Annotated in this window: 16 protein-coding genes; 8 read left to right on the top strand and 8 right to left on the bottom strand. The window is 61.6% G+C overall.

From position 1 onward, the window contains the following. The first annotated feature begins 196 nt into the window (after positions 1–196). The gene (locus tag AB8A50_RS27715; RefSeq protein WP_439079605.1) at positions 197–898 is read left to right on the top strand and encodes a class I SAM-dependent methyltransferase; all 702 of its coding nucleotides are present in this window, start codon (positions 197–199) and stop codon (positions 896–898) included. A 6-nt stretch (positions 899–904) separates the two neighbouring features. Here AB8A50_RS27715 and AB8A50_RS27710 read toward each other — a convergent pair whose 3' ends face one another. Then, positions 905–1,816, bottom strand: coding sequence for a PhzF family phenazine biosynthesis protein (locus tag AB8A50_RS27710; protein WP_439079604.1), 912 nt, complete (start codon positions 1,814–1,816; stop codon positions 905–907). A gap of 269 nt (positions 1,817–2,085) precedes the next feature. Between AB8A50_RS27710 and AB8A50_RS27705 the strand changes: the two genes are divergently transcribed. Then, entirely contained in the window at positions 2,086–2,865 is a 780-nt protein-coding gene (locus AB8A50_RS27705; RefSeq protein WP_439079603.1) for an alpha/beta fold hydrolase, read from the top strand. Positions 2,866–2,972: 107 nt separating this feature from the next. Beyond that, positions 2,973–4,220 carry a cupin domain-containing protein gene (locus AB8A50_RS27700; protein WP_439079602.1) on the top strand — a complete coding sequence of 416 codons (1,248 nt, stop codon included), beginning with the start codon at positions 2,973–2,975 and terminating at the stop codon, positions 4,218–4,220. A gap of 50 nt (positions 4,221–4,270) precedes the next feature. Here the strand turns inward: AB8A50_RS27700 and AB8A50_RS27695 are convergent, their stop codons facing one another. Further along, positions 4,271–5,830, bottom strand: a complete 1,560-nt coding sequence (locus AB8A50_RS27695) for a serine hydrolase domain-containing protein (protein ID WP_439079601.1) — start codon at positions 5,828–5,830, stop codon at positions 4,271–4,273. A gap of 111 nt (positions 5,831–5,941) precedes the next feature. Next, a complete protein-coding gene (locus tag AB8A50_RS27690) occupies positions 5,942–7,063 on the bottom strand; it encodes an HPP family protein (protein WP_184513896.1) in 1,122 nt (373 codons plus the stop codon). Between the two features lie 203 nt (positions 7,064–7,266). On the opposite strand from AB8A50_RS27690, the gene AB8A50_RS27685 reads away from it, so the two are divergent. The 3 genes from AB8A50_RS27685 (at position 7,267) to AB8A50_RS27675 (ending at position 8,709) form a co-directional block, all read left to right on the top strand. After that, positions 7,267–7,791, top strand: a complete 525-nt coding sequence (locus AB8A50_RS27685) for a carboxymuconolactone decarboxylase family protein (RefSeq protein WP_184513895.1) — start codon at positions 7,267–7,269, stop codon at positions 7,789–7,791. A 23-nt stretch (positions 7,792–7,814) separates the two neighbouring features. Next, positions 7,815–8,288, top strand: a complete 474-nt coding sequence (ybaK, locus tag AB8A50_RS27680; RefSeq protein WP_439073958.1) for a Cys-tRNA(Pro) deacylase — start codon at positions 7,815–7,817, stop codon at positions 8,286–8,288. A 118-nt stretch (positions 8,289–8,406) separates the two neighbouring features. Then, a complete protein-coding gene (locus AB8A50_RS27675; protein ID WP_175367561.1) occupies positions 8,407–8,709 on the top strand; it encodes a DUF3551 domain-containing protein in 303 nt (100 codons plus the stop codon). A 105-nt stretch (positions 8,710–8,814) separates the two neighbouring features. On the opposite strand, the gene AB8A50_RS27670 is transcribed toward AB8A50_RS27675, so the two are convergent. The 4 genes from AB8A50_RS27670 to AB8A50_RS27655 all read right to left on the bottom strand — a co-directional run bounded on the left by AB8A50_RS27670 (position 8,815) and on the right by AB8A50_RS27655 (position 14,583). Continuing rightward, a complete protein-coding gene (locus AB8A50_RS27670) occupies positions 8,815–9,000 on the bottom strand; it encodes a hypothetical protein (RefSeq protein WP_120288642.1) in 186 nt (61 codons plus the stop codon). Then, entirely contained in the window at positions 8,997–10,109 is a 1,113-nt protein-coding gene (locus tag AB8A50_RS27665; protein WP_439080045.1) for a PepSY-associated TM helix domain-containing protein, read from the bottom strand. Before AB8A50_RS27665 ends, AB8A50_RS27670 begins: the two co-directional genes overlap by 4 nt. Positions 10,110–10,295: 186 nt before the next feature. After that, on the bottom strand, positions 10,296–12,599 hold the full coding sequence (locus AB8A50_RS27660) for a TonB-dependent siderophore receptor (protein WP_439079600.1): 2,304 nt from the start codon (positions 12,597–12,599) through the stop codon (positions 10,296–10,298). Between the two features lie 274 nt (positions 12,600–12,873). Next, positions 12,874–14,583, bottom strand: a complete 1,710-nt coding sequence (locus tag AB8A50_RS27655) for a methyl-accepting chemotaxis protein (protein ID WP_439079599.1) — start codon at positions 14,581–14,583, stop codon at positions 12,874–12,876. Positions 14,584–14,950: 367 nt separating this feature from the next. Between AB8A50_RS27655 and AB8A50_RS27650 the strand changes: the two genes are divergently transcribed. Continuing rightward, complete coding sequence (locus AB8A50_RS27650; protein WP_439080044.1) at positions 14,951–15,865, top strand: DMT family transporter; 915 nt, start codon at positions 14,951–14,953, stop codon at positions 15,863–15,865. A gap of 48 nt (positions 15,866–15,913) precedes the next feature. After that, positions 15,914–16,717: a sugar phosphate isomerase/epimerase family protein gene (locus AB8A50_RS27645; protein ID WP_439079598.1), complete on the top strand. Its 804-nt coding sequence runs from the start codon at positions 15,914–15,916 to the stop codon at positions 16,715–16,717. 62 nt (positions 16,718–16,779) lie between these two features. Here AB8A50_RS27645 and AB8A50_RS27640 read toward each other — a convergent pair whose 3' ends face one another. Next, on the bottom strand, positions 16,780–17,073 hold the full coding sequence (locus tag AB8A50_RS27640; RefSeq protein ID WP_089263582.1) for an antibiotic biosynthesis monooxygenase: 294 nt from the start codon (positions 17,071–17,073) through the stop codon (positions 16,780–16,782). Between the last annotated feature and the right edge of the window lie 16 nt (positions 17,074–17,089).

The raw sequence follows: 17,089 nt of genomic DNA, 5'->3' as shown, positions 1-17,089 counted from the left end.
GTCTTGGGGAATGGAGCCGATTACGGCGCGGTCAACAAGCCAGAGCATATATTCGAATAACTGCAATATAGACGATTTCAGCCGAATTACAAGAACAATGATTCCAGAGCGTGTTTAACGAGCATTTACAACGCTGAACTTCAGATCGAAGCTGGCTACGGAACTCTGATTTACCGTTGCTGCAGCGGGCACGCGAATGGACAGATCGAGGCGACGCACACCGGTTCTGGCCGAAATTCGCTTCGCCGAGCGGCGCTGCGAATTCGACGGGCTCGATCTCACCACGCGTTTCGAGCTGATCTATCGCACCAATCTGTGGGGCGCTGAAAAATCGCAATCCGGCCTCGGCTCCGAACTCGACGCAACAATGTCACTCCGCCGCGACCTCACGCAATTGCTGCGGCGATTGCGGGTGCAATCGATCCTCGATCTGCCCTGCGGCGATTTCACCTGGATGGCGCAGATGGACCTCGGCGGTATCCGCTATCTCGGCGCCGATATCGTTCCGGATATCGTGGCAGCCAATGCCGCGCACTATGGCCATGCAGGCCATATCGATTTTGCCCGACTCGATCTCGTCAGCGATACGCTGCCCGCTGCCGATCTGGTGTTGTGCCGCGACTGCCTTGTGCATCTGTCATTCGCCAACATCCACCGCGCCATCGCCAATCTGAAACGCTCCGGCACCCACTGGCTGCTGACCACGACATTTCCCGACGCATCAGCCAATCGCGATATCGAGGACGGTGACTGGCGCGTACTCAATCTGCAGCACGCACCGTTCCTGTTTCCTGCTCCCCTAGCCGTGATCAACGAAGGCTGTACGGAAGCTGGCGGCGACTATGCCGACAAGTCGCTGGCCCTGTGGCGTGTGGGAGATCTGCCGGACGGGGCGTGATTCAGCTTACACCTCGATACGGCCCTGCATCACCGGCACGCAACGGCCGGAAATACGAACGCTCTCGACATGTCCATCACGCTTCCGCACCTCGACCTCAATGAGGCTGCGGCGCCCCATCTCAACGCCCTGCTCGATGGTGATGCCACAGACCGCATCGCGGCGCGGGTCGAGCGTGACGAGATAGGCCGCGAGCGCCGCCGAGGCGCTGCCGGTGGCGGGATCTTCGGGCACGTTGCTGAGCGGCGCGAACATGCGGGCGCGCAAATGATCGATGCCGTCGCCGGTGCGGACATAGATGAAGGCCGAGAAGCGATCGTCGCGGTGCCAGTATGTCTTTCCCGCTACCTCAAAGGCAGATGTATTCGGACGCGCGGAGGCCAGTGCATCGAGACCCGACAGTTCAGCGACAGCGAAAGGCAGGCCGACGGAGACGATGCGCGGCGGATGCGTGTGTGACACGACCGCATCCGGCGGCAGCGAGATGCAGCCGGCCAGCGTCGCTACATCGACTGCGTCACCGATCTGAACGGATTGCGGCGCGACAAAGCCGGCGCCGATGACCTCCCCACCATCGCGCAACAGATCGAGATGGACGAGGCCCGCCTTCTCTTCGAACACCATGCGATCGCCGACAGGCTTGCCGAAGGCCGTGCGCTGACGGCCAAGCACGAATGCAGTGCCGACATTGGGATGACCGGCGAACGGAATCTCATCGGTCGGCGTGAAAATGCGAACGCGTGCGGTATGCGCGGGATCATCCGGGGGAAACACGAAGGTCGTTTCTGAATAATTGAACTCGGTGGCGATCTTCTGCAGCAGCGTATCGTCGATGCCACGCGCATCCGGAACGACTGCCAGCGGATTGCCGCCGAAGCGGGTATCCGTGAACACATCCACGGTGACGTAGTCGATCATACTGCAGCCCTCACCATTCCGTTACCGCTGGGTTCGCCGACGTAACAGTCGGCGCCGGCCCTGCGTATTCGTAGCCATAAACCTAGGTATGCCGGCTGCACACCACCGTCCGATTCACCGCGGCCTCGCCATCCCATAGACCAGATAATGTCATGCCGATCCGCTCCCGTTCGAGCTGACCGGCGCGAACTCGTCAAGTGCAACATCCATGCTTCCTTCATCCCTCCGGCGAGGACAATCGCCGGCAACCGAATGGTGATACCATGTTGATGAACTCCCTTTCCAAGACGACTCTGCGTGCGATGCTGACAGTGGCCATGTGTGTGCTGACGGCGCCGATGGCGCAGGCCGCAACGGCAGCGCCCGTAAGGGCGAAGAATGTGGTTCTGGTGCACGGCGCCTGGGCCGACGGATCGAGCTGGGCCGGGGTCATTCCGCTGCTGCAGAAGGCAGGCCTCCATGTAACGGCCGTGCAAAATCCGCTGAGCTCGCTGGACGACTCCAATGCCGCGACCCGCCGCGCGCTCGCCTTGCAGGATGGCCCGACCGTGCTGGTCGCCCATTCCTGGGCCGGCACCGTGATCAGCGACGTCGGCACCGATCCGAAGGTCTCGGCGCTGGTCTATGTCGCGGCCCGTGCGCCGGACGCCAATGAGGATTTCGTGGCGCTGTCCGGCAAATTTCCGACGGGCGAGGTGCGCGCCGGAATCCAGACCCATGATGGCTACACCCAGCTCTCCGAAGACTCGTTCCTGAAATATTTCGCCAATGGCGTTCCGCGCAAGCAGGCCGAAGTGCTCTATGCCGTGCAGGGCTCGACCGCCGCATCGATCTTCGCAGGCCGCACCACCGCAGCCGCGTGGCATGACAAGCCGTCATTCTATGCCGTGTCGAAAGAGGACAAGACGATCAATCCCGATCTCGAACGCTTCCTCGCCAAGCGCATGAATGCGACCACGATCGAGCTCAATGCAGGACATCTCTCGCTGGTCTCGCATCCCAAGGAAGTCGCCGACCTGATCCTCGCTGCGGCGGGCGTCAAGAAGTAGAGCTGTTTCTTTCTCCCTGACAGCGCGCGTCGGGATACCCGGCGCGCACCGCTTTCATCGATCCGACAATCATGACGCAGATCTGCGTCGCAACAGGAGGACGTCCCATGTTCTCACGGAGAGATCTCATGGCAGCCACAGCATCGGGCATCGTGATGAGCGCCGCCGCATCGGCACAGGCCGCCACATTCGGCAATCCGGATCTGCCGCCGCAGGGCGCGATCAACGCCAAGGGGCCGAATAATCTGAGCGATCCCGGCCCGCAAAATCCCATCATCGCCGGCCAGTTCCCATCCTCGCAATTGCCGCCGGCGACCGATATTGGCGGCATGGCGCTACCATGGGCGACGTTCAACAATGCACCGCGGCGCATCCAGAACGGCGGCTGGGCACGGCAGGTGACGCAAGCAGACTTTGCGATCTCGACCACGATCTCCGGCGTCAATATGCGGCTCACCGCCGGTGGCATCCGCGAGATGCATTGGCACCAGGCCGGCGAATGGGCGATCATGACCTACGGCTCGTGCCGGGTGACCGTGCTCGACAATCAGGGCCGGCCTTATGTCGCTGACGTCAGCGCGGGCGATCTCTGGTACTTCCCGTCCGGCGCGCCGCATTCGCTGCAGGGCCTCGGCCCCGATGGCTGCGAATTCGTGATCTGCTTCGATGACGGTCAGGCCAACGAGTTCAATACGCTGCTGCTGTCGGACTGGATCGCGCATACGCCGCCGGAAATCCTCGCCAAGAATTTCGGCGTGCCGGTCGAAAGCTTCGCGAAAATCCCGCTGCAAAATCTGTGGATCTTCCAGGGCACGGTTCCCGGTTCGCTCGCGGCCGATCAGGCCTCGTCCTATCGCGATGCGGATGTTGCGCTCTATCCGTTCACCTATTCGCTGGGATCGTCCAAGCCGGTCAAATCGACACGCAACGGCGAGATCCGGATTGCCGATACCAGCAACTTCACCGCTTCGGCGACGATTGCGGTGGCGCTGGTGACGGTGAAGCCCGGCGGCATGCGCGAGATGCACTGGCACCCGAATGCCGACGAGTGGCAGTATTATCTTACGGGCCGCGCGCGGATGACGCTGTTCAATTCCGGCCCGAACGCCACCACCATCGACTTCACGCCGGGCGATGTCGGCTACGTCAAACGCAACTTCGGCCACTATATCGAGAACACCGGCGACACCGACCTGCAATTCATCGAGGTGTTCCGCGCGGCGCATTACGAGGAAGTGTCGCTGTCCGACTGGTTGACGCACACGCCGCCGGCTCTCGTCGCACAACATCTCAACGTCGCGCCGGAAGTCATCGCCAAATGGCCGCGTCAGGCACCGGGCATCATGCCGGTATGACGCTGCGAGACCGCACGGGAGGTCCCAGGACTTCCCGTGCCTTTCGGCGATCAACCGCCCGACTGCCCGTCGATTGCGACATCGACACCTTCATAGTTCTTACCGCGAAGACTGACCTTGTCGCCGTCGAACGACAACGTCCATTTCCGCGATAGCTCGCTCGCGCCGATATTGATGCGCTCGACTTCGAATGCATGATCATCCAGCCACCGCCCCTTCACCGCAAGCGGCCCATAGGGCGTATCCTTTCCCTTGCGATACAGCCCGTCGAGCCCGATGGGGCCGCTGATCATCTCGGGCGGCCGTGCCGAATTGCGGCTGTAGAGTTCGAAATCATAATGCGGGTTCGGGCCGACCAGTGTCAGCGTCAGCGATTTCACGCCCAGCGGATTGCGGGCGAACGCATAGGTCTTGCCAGAGATCGTCGATGCGATCTCTGGCGTCGGTCCGACCTCTGACGGCTTCTCTGTCGATATGGCGCGGAGGGCGCTCGCCAGTAGTTCTGTGCCGGCCGTGTCCGGCTGTATTGCAGTCTCGGATTTGATAGATGCCGCGATGGACGGCAGGAGAGTCGTCACGGCGCAGCCGTTTCTGCCTGTGGTCACCGCCACGAGATCCAGCGCTGGATAGACCACGATCAACTGACAATGATAGCCACTCGCCCAATAGACGTTGCTGTCGGGAAGAGCCCAGAAGAAATTCGAATAACGCCATGCCGGAGCAAATGAGAGGTGCATGCCCACCGTGGCGTGGTTCACCTTGTCGATCCAGTCCCGCGGCACCAGCGGTTTACCCTCCCACTCGCCATTGCGCAGGTAGAGATAGCCGAACTTCGCCATATCGCGTGGGTGCAGCGCCAGACCGTATCCGCCGGTCGAGATGCCCTGCGGATCGCGACGCCATTTCCATGCCGTGATACCCAGCGGGCCGAACAGCCGCGCCTTGGCGTAATCCTCCGCGCTCATCCCCGTTACTTTGGTGAGGATCGCGGACAGCAGATGCGGATTGCCGCTATTGTAATTGAAGCCGTCTCCGGGCGTGGCGGCCATCTGTCGATTGAGGATGAACTCGATCCAGTTCCGGCTTCGCTCCATGTCGATCACCGACAGCGGTGGTCCTTCGCCGAGCCCTTCTTCCCACATCAGTCCGGAGGTCATGTCCAGCAGACCTTGAAGCGTGATGGCTTTCTTTCTGTCATCGAGGTTGAGGATGCTGCGCTCGCCAAAGAATGGCAGCACCGGCTGATCGGTGCCCGTCAGCAGACTATCCTTCAAGGCGAATGACGTCAGCGTGCCGATCACGGCCTTGGTGACGGAGTTGACCACGTGAGGCATGTCCGCGCTGTACGGTGCGTAATAGGCATCCAGTACGATCTTGCCGTGGCGCACGATCAGAATGCTGTCCATGCTTTGACGAGCACCGGACTCAACCAGCCTGGCGAGCGCTGCCGGGTCCACGCCCTGCTCTTCCGGCGTGGATGTCTGCCAGCCCTGGGTCGGCCACACGACGGCCCGTCCCTCCTCTGCGATGACGCCCGCACTGCAAAACGCGGCGGCGAACATGCCCAGGCCGAGCACAAACTTCAGAACGGGAATTCGTGAAGATCGCATGACAGCCTCGCTGTGAGTTTTAACGCTGCGCGAGGACCATATCTCCAGCTACAGATTGTTCAACCGAATTGCAGCTTCATTTCGCCCGCGGACTTGCAGGTGCGCGATCACCTACACGGCAACAGGAACAAGCTTCGCGACGGCGCTGAGCAAATCGGTCTGGGTGATCAGCCCCTGAATCATGCGGTCCTGATCAACGATGATGACGGCGTGTGTTCGTCCATCGGTCAGCGTCGGCAGCAAGGTCACCGCGGGCGTCTGCATCGTCGCCGTCGCTGCGGGCGACATGGATTTTCCGACATCGCCCGATTCTTTCATCAGCTCGCGGAGGCCGACCGTTCCGACGAGCTGTCCCTGCTTGCCCAGGACGGGAAGCGTGCGGACATTGTGCAGGAGCAGCCGCGAGCGGGCCAGCTCGGCACTATCCCGCAATCCGACCGTGACGACATCGCGCGACATGATGTCTCCGCACAGGATTGTGCCGTGCGAGCGCAACATGGCTTGCAGTTCGACCTGCCGCAGCAGCGTTTCGAGATCGTCGGGGCTGATATCGAAAGTCTCGCTGAGCGCTTCCAGCGCCTTGTCGATATCCTCGGCGCGAAAGCCAACCCGGAGCTCCGGGCTGATGTCCGATGTCTGATGCGGATTTGCTGATGGCACCGGCGCCCTGTGCGGATAGGTTCGCCGCGAGATCTTGTGGAACAGATAGCCCAGCCCGACCAGAAGCACCGAGTTCAGGCCAACGGGCACGAATGGAAACAGATATCCCGATGCGGTCACGATGGGCCCGCCGATGATGGCCGTCAGCGCCGTGGCGCCGCCGGGCGGATGCAGGCAGCGCGCAAAGGACATCGCGGCGATGGCGAGTGATACGCCGAAGCCGATCGCCAGAATCTGATCGGGCACCACATGCGCAACAGCAACACCGATCAAAGCCGAGATGGTGTTACCGCCAATGATCGCCCAAGGCTGGGCCAGCGGACTGGTCGGGACTGCAAAGAGGAGCACAGCGGAAGCGCCCAGCGGCGCCACGATCAGCGGCAGGCTGGAGCTGTCACCCAGCACAGATCGGCAGATCAATCCCGTGAGCACGATGCCCAGCAGTGCACCCAGGCAAGCAATCATACGCTCGCCAAGCCGCGCCCCCGCCAGGATGGGGACGAACAGTCGAATACCTGACCTGCGAGGAGAAACGTCGCTCGAAACGTCCTTTGGGTCTTTTCTTTTTGTCATTGAATCGGGACCAACGCGCAGCTCTGCCAGAATGGCGGACGCCCTTTTGACCACTATGCGCAAGCGCCTGCAATGTTGAATACGACACGCAGGCCTGACGATCGCGATCTGGCAGAGCTATCCCTGCTCGGCTACAACGGCACGGCCATTCGCCCGAACGCGCCCCATCAGGAGGGCGCGACGGCGATCTCAAGGGAGGACCCATGGCCCGCATCGACTACAGCGATCCCGCCGCAGCCAGCGAACGCACCCGCGAGATCCTCGGCAAGAACCGCAATGCCAACATCTTCCGCATGATGGCGCATTCGCCCAGCTATCTCGAACAATATTGCCGGCTCGGCGGCGCCATCCGCAACAAGGGTGAGCTGGATCCCGTCATCCGCGAACTGGCGATCACCCGCACCGGCATTCTCTGCGAGGCGCCTTATGAAGTCGCCGCGCACAAGCGCATCGGCGGCTATGTAGGGGTGTCAGACGAACAGAACGCCGCGCTGGAGAACTGGCAGACAGCGAGCTGCTTCACCGGCGTGCAGCGGGCGGCGCTGGCCTTCACCGATGAGATCGTTGCGCTACATCGCCCAACCGACGCGACCTTCAAGGCGATCGCAGCAAAGCTGACACCCGGCGCGCTGGTGGAATTGCAGTTGTCAGTCGGCTTCTACATCATGACCTCGAAATTCCTCGAAAGTTTTGCTATCGACATGCAGCCCGTGTCCGAGGTCGTCTGAATTCACCACTGCTTGAGCACTCCATGTCGAAAACCACCCGCGCCACGCAGACGCTGAGCAAGCTCGGCGCCGCGTTCACCCTGCATACCTACGACTACGATCCCGACGCCGAGAGCATAGGCCTACAAGCAGCGGAGGCACTCGGCATTGCGCCGCAGCGCATGTTGAAGACGCTGATGGCCGAGGTGGATGGCAAGCCGGTTTGTGTCGTCGTGCCCTCCGACAAGGAGGTCAGCATGAAGAAGCTGGCCGCGGCCTTTCGCGGCAAGAGCGCGAAGATGATGCGCCCGGCCGACGCCGAACGCATGACCGGCTATCACGTCGGTGGCATCAGCCCGTTCGGACAGAAGAAGCGCGTGCCGGTCGCCATGGAGCAGGCGGCATTGTCGGAAAATACCATCTATCTCAATGGCGGCCAGCGCGGGCTGCAAATCGAGATTGCGCCGGAGGCCGCACGGGCAGCGCTGGATGCGATGGCAGCCACACTGACGGACTGATGCGCATCACCGCGGTTTGAAGTCCCGGTAGGACGGAGTGATAACGACGCGCTGTCGCAGGTGGGAACGGCGATGTAAGCTGCGCATTATCGATTTCAGACCTCAAGGGAGAATCGACATGCGCTCAATCCTGGCAGCAACTGCACTTCTGGTCGTGATGGGCGCCACGCCCTCCATGGCCCGCGAATATCCATGGTGCTCGCGCACCTCGGCCACCGGCTTCAATCCGAGCTGTACGTTCACCTCCTATAACCAGTGCATGGCCACCGTGAGCGGCCAGCGCGGCGACTGCATGCAGAACCCGATGCTGGCCTATGGCGACCAGCGCCGCGGCCAGAGCCGCGCGATACGCGGTCAGCAGGACGGTTGGGACAATGGATGGAACAACGGCTGGAACAATAACTGGGATCGGCGCTGGTAGCCTCATAGGCCAATAACAGATTGGCCGAAGGCGTAATCCGTCGCAGGCGTTACGATGTCGGAGACGTGGCGGATTGCGCTTCGCTGATCCGCCACGCTTTCTCAGTCACTTCCGGCAATACGCCCATGCCGCAATCGCGATCGGCAGCCCGACGCCGAACCACGCAAAATAGCGGCCGGGATCGCCCGCGAGCAGCGCCGACAACAAGCCTGCCAGCGATAAGACGCCAATGACGATCGGCGCGCCGAACACGCGCCACCAGCTAGCTCTGTGCTGCGGCACCTCGCTCATGACGATGGCCCGATCGCTGCCGTCACGCCGGCAGACAGCCGCGCGCCGCGCCTGACCTTGCTGCGCTTCACCGTCCACAGATACAGCCCGCTGCCGAGCACGATGATCGTGAAGACTGTGAGCAGCGCCCAGATGATCTTCAGCGGCATGCCGCCATAGTCGCCGAAATGCAGCGGCTGCGAGACCAGCACGGCTTTCAGATAGGTCGGCAGCTCGCTGGTGTCGGACACCTCGCCGGTCTCGCCATCGAGCAGCACGGGTTTCACCAACCGCGATGTCAAAGGCGTGTCGCCGCGCAGAAAAACGGCGAAGTGATGCGTCGATGTGAACGGCGTGCCGGGGAATGCGATGAAGGCCGGATCCATGCCGGGCGTCGTCTTCATGGCATTGCCGACGACCTTGTCCAGCGACGCGAGCTGCGTCGGCGTGGGCTTGCCGGCATAGGGTGCGGCCATGGCCGCCAGCTCATTGCGCTGCCAGATGCCGAGCATGACTTCGGCATAGGCGTTGATGACACCGGTGCCGCCGACCACCAGCGCCCAGACGATGGTGACCACGCCAAGCAGATTGTGCCAGTCGAGCCACAACACCCGGCGCGATTTCTGTTTGCGGATCGCCGCGAAATTCAGACGGCGCGTGAACGGCCAGTACAGCACCACGCCGGAGATGATGGCGATCATGAAGAGGAAGCCCATGACGCCCATGAACCATTTGCCGGAAAGCCCGAGATACATGTCGGTATGCAGCCGCAACATCACCAGCATCGGGCCGGTGCCGATCAGACCCACCGGCTTCGCCGTATAGGCATCGAATGCCTTCACCACCGTGGTCTGCGGATCGGAGGTCACCGACGTGTTGGTGAAGGTCGAGACCATGCCGGGCTCGTCCTTGTCCCAGGCCATATAGAGCAACACACTGCCGGGATGATCCGCGATTGCCGCGCGGCCGATGGCATCGAGGCTGAGCTTCGGCGCGCCGGGCACATGCACATCCATCTTCGGCGCATAGCCGAGCGCCTCGTCGATCTCGTGATGAAAGATCAACGGCAGGCCGGTGAGGCACAGCAGCAGCAGAAAGACGGTCGAGACAAGGCTGGTCCATTTGTGGATCAGCGACCAGATGCGGGCCGTACGCGCTTTCAGGGGATCGATCCTTCTTTATTCACCAGGCCGAAATAGCCAATGTCGTCCCCGGCAAGCCGGAGACGACATTGGCTGATCATTTTGACGTGGCGACCGTGCGGCGAGCGTGACGTACAGCGACCTATTGTCGTGCCGTCTCGCTCATCCGCCGCACTACCACTTATAGCCGATGCTGCCCGTGATGCGGCGCCGGTCGCCATAGAAGCAGGCATTCGCAGTCGAACAGTTCGCGACGTAGATCTCGTCGGTGACGTTCGCAGCGTTAACCGCAAAGCGCCAATTCTGCCAATCGTAGTGCACGGCGAGATCGCCAAGAACCCGCGACGGAACCGAGAGCGTATTGGCCTGATCGGCGAAGGAGGAACCGACATAGCGCACGCCGCCGCCGAAGCCAAAGCCGCGCAGAACGCCATCCTGGAACGTGTAGTCAGCCCAGCCGGAAGCGAGCTGGCGCGGCGTGTTGGTCGGCACGAGACCGACCAGCGCAGGGTTGGCATCCGCGCTCGTGAACAGATTGTAGCTCGTGAACGAACCCACAACCTTGAAGCCCGGCGATAGATTCGCAACGGCTTCCAGTTCGATGCCCCGCGAAGTGACCTCGCCGGTCTGAAGAGCCGTCAGCGGGAACAGCGGATTGGTGGTCGGGACGTTCTTGCGCTTGAGGTCGAACAAAGCGACCCCGAACTGGGCATTGATACCGAGTGGCTGGAGCTTGACGCCGACTTCGGTCTGCTCACCCGTTTCCGACAACAGCAATTGGCCCGCGGCGTTGACGCCGATGATCGGATTGTAGCTGGTCGCATAGGAGACATATGGCGCAAGACCGTTGTCGAAGTTGTAGATCAGGCCGGCACGGCCACTGAACTTGCTCTCGTCACGGCTGAGCGAAGATGCGCCGAAGGCCTGATCGAAGCGTGAATTACTGACCCAATCGTTGCGACCACTGAGCACGAGGGTGAAACGATCCAACTTGATCTGGTCCTGCAGATACACGCCAAGCTGATTCTGCGTCTGGTTTCCGTCACGGTAGTTGGCGAAACCGGCCGACGATCGGATCTGCGGTAATGACGAATAAACCGGGTTCACCGCATTAATGTTCGGATAGACCGAGTTCATGCCCTGCGTATCGCTGATGGAATAGGTCTTCAGGTCGAGGCCGAACAGCGCGGTGTGACTCAGGATGCCAGTCGCAAACCGATACTCCACCTGACTGTCCAGCGTTCCCTGGTCTGCGATGCCGCGCGTGGCGAAGCCGTAGCGCTTCAGGTCGCCGGTCGCCGCGTTCGCATAGCTGTTGCCGAACGTCACGCCGTCTCCGACAGTGATGCCAGTATAGTTCACGTCGACATGCGCATAGCGAGCGTTCTGGCGGAACGTGACGTTGTCCGACATGTGATGCTCGAACTGATATCCAAGCATTTCCTGCTCTCGCTTGAAGCTATCGGTGCTCGGATCGCCGCCATAGAAGCTGGTGGAAATTCGCCCGAACGGCGCATTCGTCACCGAGCCAACGTAAGGCAGAAAATTCTCCGGGCGCGTCTCGTTATACGAGGCTGAGGCAAGCACCGTCAGCGTCGTGTCGATGTTCGGCTTCCATGTCAGCGACGGCGCGATGAAATAGTTGTTGTTCGGCGTGAAGTCGGTCTGGGTGCCGCCGTTCTGAACCTGACCGACGATGCGGGTGTAGAGTTCGCCATTGCCGGGCGCCAGCTTGATCGGCGTATTAATGTCGAAGCCGAAATAGGCGTTGCCATAATTATCGACGCCGGTTTCGACGTAACGGATCGGCTGGGCTTGCGGCATCTTGCTGACGACATTGACGAGGCCGCTGGGGCTGGAGCCGCCATACAGGATCGCCGACGGACCGCGCAGGATCTCGACGCGCTCCATATTGAACGGCTGCAGCTTCCAGCTCGCATACGACGTGTAGAACAGTTGCATGCCGTCGAGGAAGACGCTGTTGTCATCGGACTTGAAGCCGCGGATTAGGAACCAGTCGTTGCGGAAGTCGGCGCCGAAGGTGCCGGCCGCCACACCAGGTGCGTAACGCAGAATCTCGTCGAGCTTCGTGGGCTTCTGATCTCTAATCTGCTCGGCACCGATCACCGAGATCGCCTGCGGCGTTTCATTGATCGGCGTATTGGTCTTGGTGCCCGTCGAGCTACGATTGGCAACGTAGCCCTGGATCGGACCGCGCGGGCTTTCCACGAACACGTTGCTGCGCGGGGGCTGCGCCACCGGGCGCGGCGCGACGGCGGTGCGGGCGCGGGGCGTGCGGCTTGGAGCCGCCGTCGCACGGCGACGCTGCTGCGGTTGATTAACGACCACGGGTGGCAGCGGCTGCGCCCCGGTCTGCGTGGAACTGGACTGCGCCAGCGACGTATCGAGCGTGACGACGCTGAGCGCGCAGACCGACGACAGAAGCGCGAGACGCGACAGACGAATGGTGTTGTTCAAGGCGATCCCCAAATCTCATCCGCATCGACATATTCGATGATGGATGCCCTCATGTGATGGATCGGGGTTAGAGGGACCGCCGCGTCATCGCCAATAGAAGCGTTCCAAACAACAAGCATTCTGCGGCAGTGTGACATCACTGCCGCAGATTTTAATGGTTCTAAATTCAGCGGGTATTTTTCTCAGCAAGATGCGGTCCAGGCGCGACGGTTATGTCTGCCCGCAAATAGTTGTAGCGCCGTCGCGCGCGATTCTTGTCTTTCCCGGTGGATAGTTACGCGGCGCGCACCGAGCGCAGGAAGTTGCCGACCTCCTGCTTCAGTCGCGTGCTTTCGCTGGACAGCGACTGTGCCGCGGACAGAACCTGCGATGACGCCGAGCCTGCTTCTTCGACGCCGCGCTGCACGTCGGTGATGTTCGCGCTCACCTGCATCGTGCCTGCTGCGGCCTGCTGCACGTTGCGCGAAATCTCCTGTGTGGTGGCGCCCTGCTCTTCAACGGCCGATGCGATGGCGGACGCGATCTCCGACATCTGACCGATAGTCATGGAGATCTCCTTGATGGCCGAGACCGAATCCTCGGTCGCCTTCTGGATGCCGCTGACCTGCTGGCTGATCTCGCCAGTCGCCTTCGCGGTCTGCTCGGCCAGCGCTTTCACTTCGGCGGCAACCACCGCAAAGCCGCGACCGGCTTCGCCGGCACGCGCCGCTTCGATGGTGGCGTTGAGCGCCAGCAGATTGGTCTGCCCCGCGATATTGTTGATCAGCTCGACCACATCGCCGATGCGTGCCGCGGCCGTCGCCAGTTCGCTGACGCGGTTGTTGGTATTGTCGGCCTGCGCAACAGCCTCGCTGGCGATGCGCGCGGCGCCCTGCACCTGGCGGCTGATCTCGTGCACGGACGACGACATTTCCTCTGTGGCGGATGCGACCGACTGCACATTGGTGGCAGCTTCTTCCGATGCCGCCGACACCGCGATCGCCAAAGCCTGCGAGCGATCCGATGTTGCCGTCAATGTGGTGGCCGAACCTTCCAGCTCTTTCGAAGCAGACGATACGGTCTCGACGATCTGCCCGACAGCGCCCTCGAAATCGGCGGCAAGCTTCATCATATCCGCCTTGCGCTGTTCGGCGGTGCGGCCCTCCGTGGCGATCTGCTCGGCCTTCATGCGCTCGACCTCGAGGCCATTGGCCTTGAACACGCCGAGTGCCGTCGTGATCTCGCCGATCTCGTCGGCGCGCTTGCTTGCCGGAACGTCGACGGTGAGGTCTCCTTTGGCGAGCTTGTTCATCGTGGTGATGCTGGCCTTCAGCGGACGCACGATGGTGCCGCGCGCCACGAAATAGCTGAGTACGATCGCCAGCAGCATGACCGCAACGGTCGCATAGACGATGGTCCACAGCGTGTCATTGGCCGTCTCGAGGAAGTCGACCTTTTTAATGCCCACATAGAGAATGCCGATCACGTTGCGGCTGGCGTCGAAGATCGGATCATAGACGGTCATATAAGGCTCGCCGAGGATGGCCACTTCACCACGGAACGCGGTCTTGCCATTGAAGACCGCGTCATAGGCCGGCCCTTTCGCCAGCTGCGTGCCGATGGCACGGGTGCCATCCGGCTTCATCACATTGGTGGAGATGCGGGTATCATTCATGAAGATCGTTGCGGTGCCGCCGACCAACGTCTTGATCTTGTCGACCGCTGCGAAATTGCCGTTCAGCGGCTTGCCGTCCGCCAGCAGCTTGCCATCCGCGATACTGTACTTGTCGCCGCTCTCACGCAGCACGTTCCAGGCGACGCGCATGTTGGTCTCGACCCGCTCCGTCGCGGATTTGGCGGCGCCCTGTTCGAGCACATATTTGGCGACCAGCGTGATGCAGACACCGAGGATGAGAATGCCGGAGACCGTCATCAACATGATGCGCGGGCCAAGACCGAGACCCCGGCGGCGGCCGGGTTTGGGTTGGGAGGCGGACAATGGCATTGCGATCTCCTGTCGCGCCGACCCCTCGGTCGTGCGCTCAAAGCCGAACGGCTCCAGACACACTCACTGCACAACGTCGACGAGGTATCCGGACCCGCAATTCAAGAAACAAGTTCCATCATTGTGATTCAGTTCTATCGGTTAGCGGTTCGAAAGCGGTTAATGTTCGCCTGGCGGAAAAGGTATAATTGTCTGATTTTGCGTGTTTTTCGGCATCTAAATACCTGAATCGAGGCTCATTCCTGGCGTCCATTCGACGCATCTACCGATGCGCGCTCCGCCGCCGCGCATGGTGCCCGCGCGCCAGCGTGACTTGTGCCACCCGGCGAACTGCCGCCTATGGAAAGCTGCATTGACCATCGAGCCGATGACCCCTTCCGCTCCGCCGCGACAAACAATCGTCGGCTGGTTCGCCAACCAGCCTTATCTCCTGCTCAGCCTCACCTCGCTGTTCTGGGCCGGGAATATCGTGCTCGGCCGCTATGTCGCCGGCCACGTCCCGCCGGTGACACTGGCCTGCGTGCGCTGGATCGGAGCCTTTTTCCTGTTGCTGCCCTTCGCCTGGACGCATCTGCGCGCGGACTGGCCGGTCCTCCGCGCGCAGCTTTCTCTCATGACCATGCTGGCGCTGACCGGCTTCGCCGCCAATACGGTGCTAGCCTATTGGGGCCTGAAATACACGCAGGCCCTGAATGCGCTGCTGATCCAGTCGTCGGGCCCTCTCTGCGTCGCGCTGTGGACGCTGATCCTGTTCGGCGTGCGGCTGACGCTGGCGCAACTGCTCGGCATTGTGGTCTCCATGGCCGGCGTGCTGATCATCATCCTGCGCGGCGATCTCACCGCACTGGCCAGTATCCAGATCAACAAGGGCGATGCGATGCTGTTCGCAGCGCTCCTGGTGTTCGGCATCTATTCGGCGCTGATGCTGCGGCGACCGGTGACGCATCCGATGTCGCTGATTGCTTTCACCACCGCCGGCGGCGCGATCCTGACCCTGCCAGTCAGCATCTGGGAACTCAATTCCGGTTCACCGCTGATCTTCGACACCGTAACGCTGCTGACGCTCGCCTATGCCATGATCTTTCCGTCCGCGCTGGCCTATCTGTTCTTCAATCGCGGCATCGCACTGATCGGCCCGAATCGGGCGGCACCATTTCTGCATCTCATGCCGGTGTTCGGCTCGGTATTGGCCATCGCGTTTCTCGGCGAACAGCCGCAACTGTTTCACTTTATCGGCTACGTGCTGGTGCTGTCGGGCGTATTCATCGCATCACGGCGATAGACCGAACATCCGCTCCGGCCAGCCTGACATCGGGAGTAGAAACATCACATGACCGTTTTCTCGCTCGCTCACCTCACCGTGCTATCGCTGGCGCCGCCAGAGATGATCGACGTTGCCGCGCGCTGCGGCTACCGGAGTGTCGGACTGAGACTGATCGCCGTGACCGAGGAAAGCCCTGGCTACCCGCTGATGAACGACAAGGCGATGATGCGGCAAACCAAGGCGCGTCTCGCCGATACCGGACTGCACGTGCTCGATATTGAACTCGTCAAGATCATGCCCGGGATCGACGTCGCGGCGCTTGAGCCGATACTCACCGCCGGCGCGGAGCTCGGAGCCCGCCATGTCATCGTCGCGCCCTATGATCCCGACTTGTCCCGCCTCGCCGACCGACTGGCGGCCATCGCCGATCTTGCGGCGCGATACGGCATCATGCCGGTGATGGAGTTCTTTCCCTGGACCAATGTGTCGAACCTGCGCAAGGCGCGCGCCATCGTCGAGACCGCAGGCCGCGCCAATGCGGGTATCCTTGTCGATACGCTGCATTTCGACCGCTCCGACAGCAGCCTCGCCGAACTCGACGACATGCCATCGCGCTTGCTGCCGTTTTTCCATTTTTGCGATGCTCCGGCGGAGAAGCCTGGCACGGTGGAAGGACTGCTGCACACCGCGCGCGCTGAACGGCTGCCACCCGGCGACGGCGGCATCGACCTCTGCGCCATCGCCGCGCACCTGCCGAAGCATATTCCGGTCGCGCTCGAAGTGCCGATGGATGCGCTGACCCGGGAGCGCGGCCCCGAAGAAGTCGCGCGCCGCGCAATCGCCGGCGCGAAGCGCCTGCTGGGAGATTGAGAATCTAGCGAGTAATCTACGCGCACATGCCACCGCCCGGCATAGCACCTGTCCCGCGCGCGTTATGCCAACGTATGAACGATAACCGGCCCGGCTATCGCTGTGGCTGGTCCAATCAGCAAGGGCGCCAGATTCTGTTCGCTCCACGCGAGCCCGCGTCGGTTCGACTCCTCGGCGCCCGCGAAATTGTTGAAGATGCTGATCGCCGTCACCGTATCGTCGGACGCATAGACCACATAATAGGCCATGAAACCTTCGACATCACTGATGATCGGAATGGCACCTTCCTTGATCCTGCGCGTCAGTTCCTCAGCCATGCCGGTCTTTGCCTTGCTCTGACGAATGGCAGCATACATGGGACGCTCCTTCACC

It is taken from the genome of Tardiphaga sp. 841_E9_N1_2, from assembly GCF_051811065.1.
Lineage (GTDB): Bacteria > Pseudomonadota > Alphaproteobacteria > Rhizobiales > Xanthobacteraceae > Tardiphaga > Tardiphaga robiniae.
Note: the sequence above shows the minus strand (reverse complement) of the source record. Positions and strands in the feature narration are given on the sequence as shown.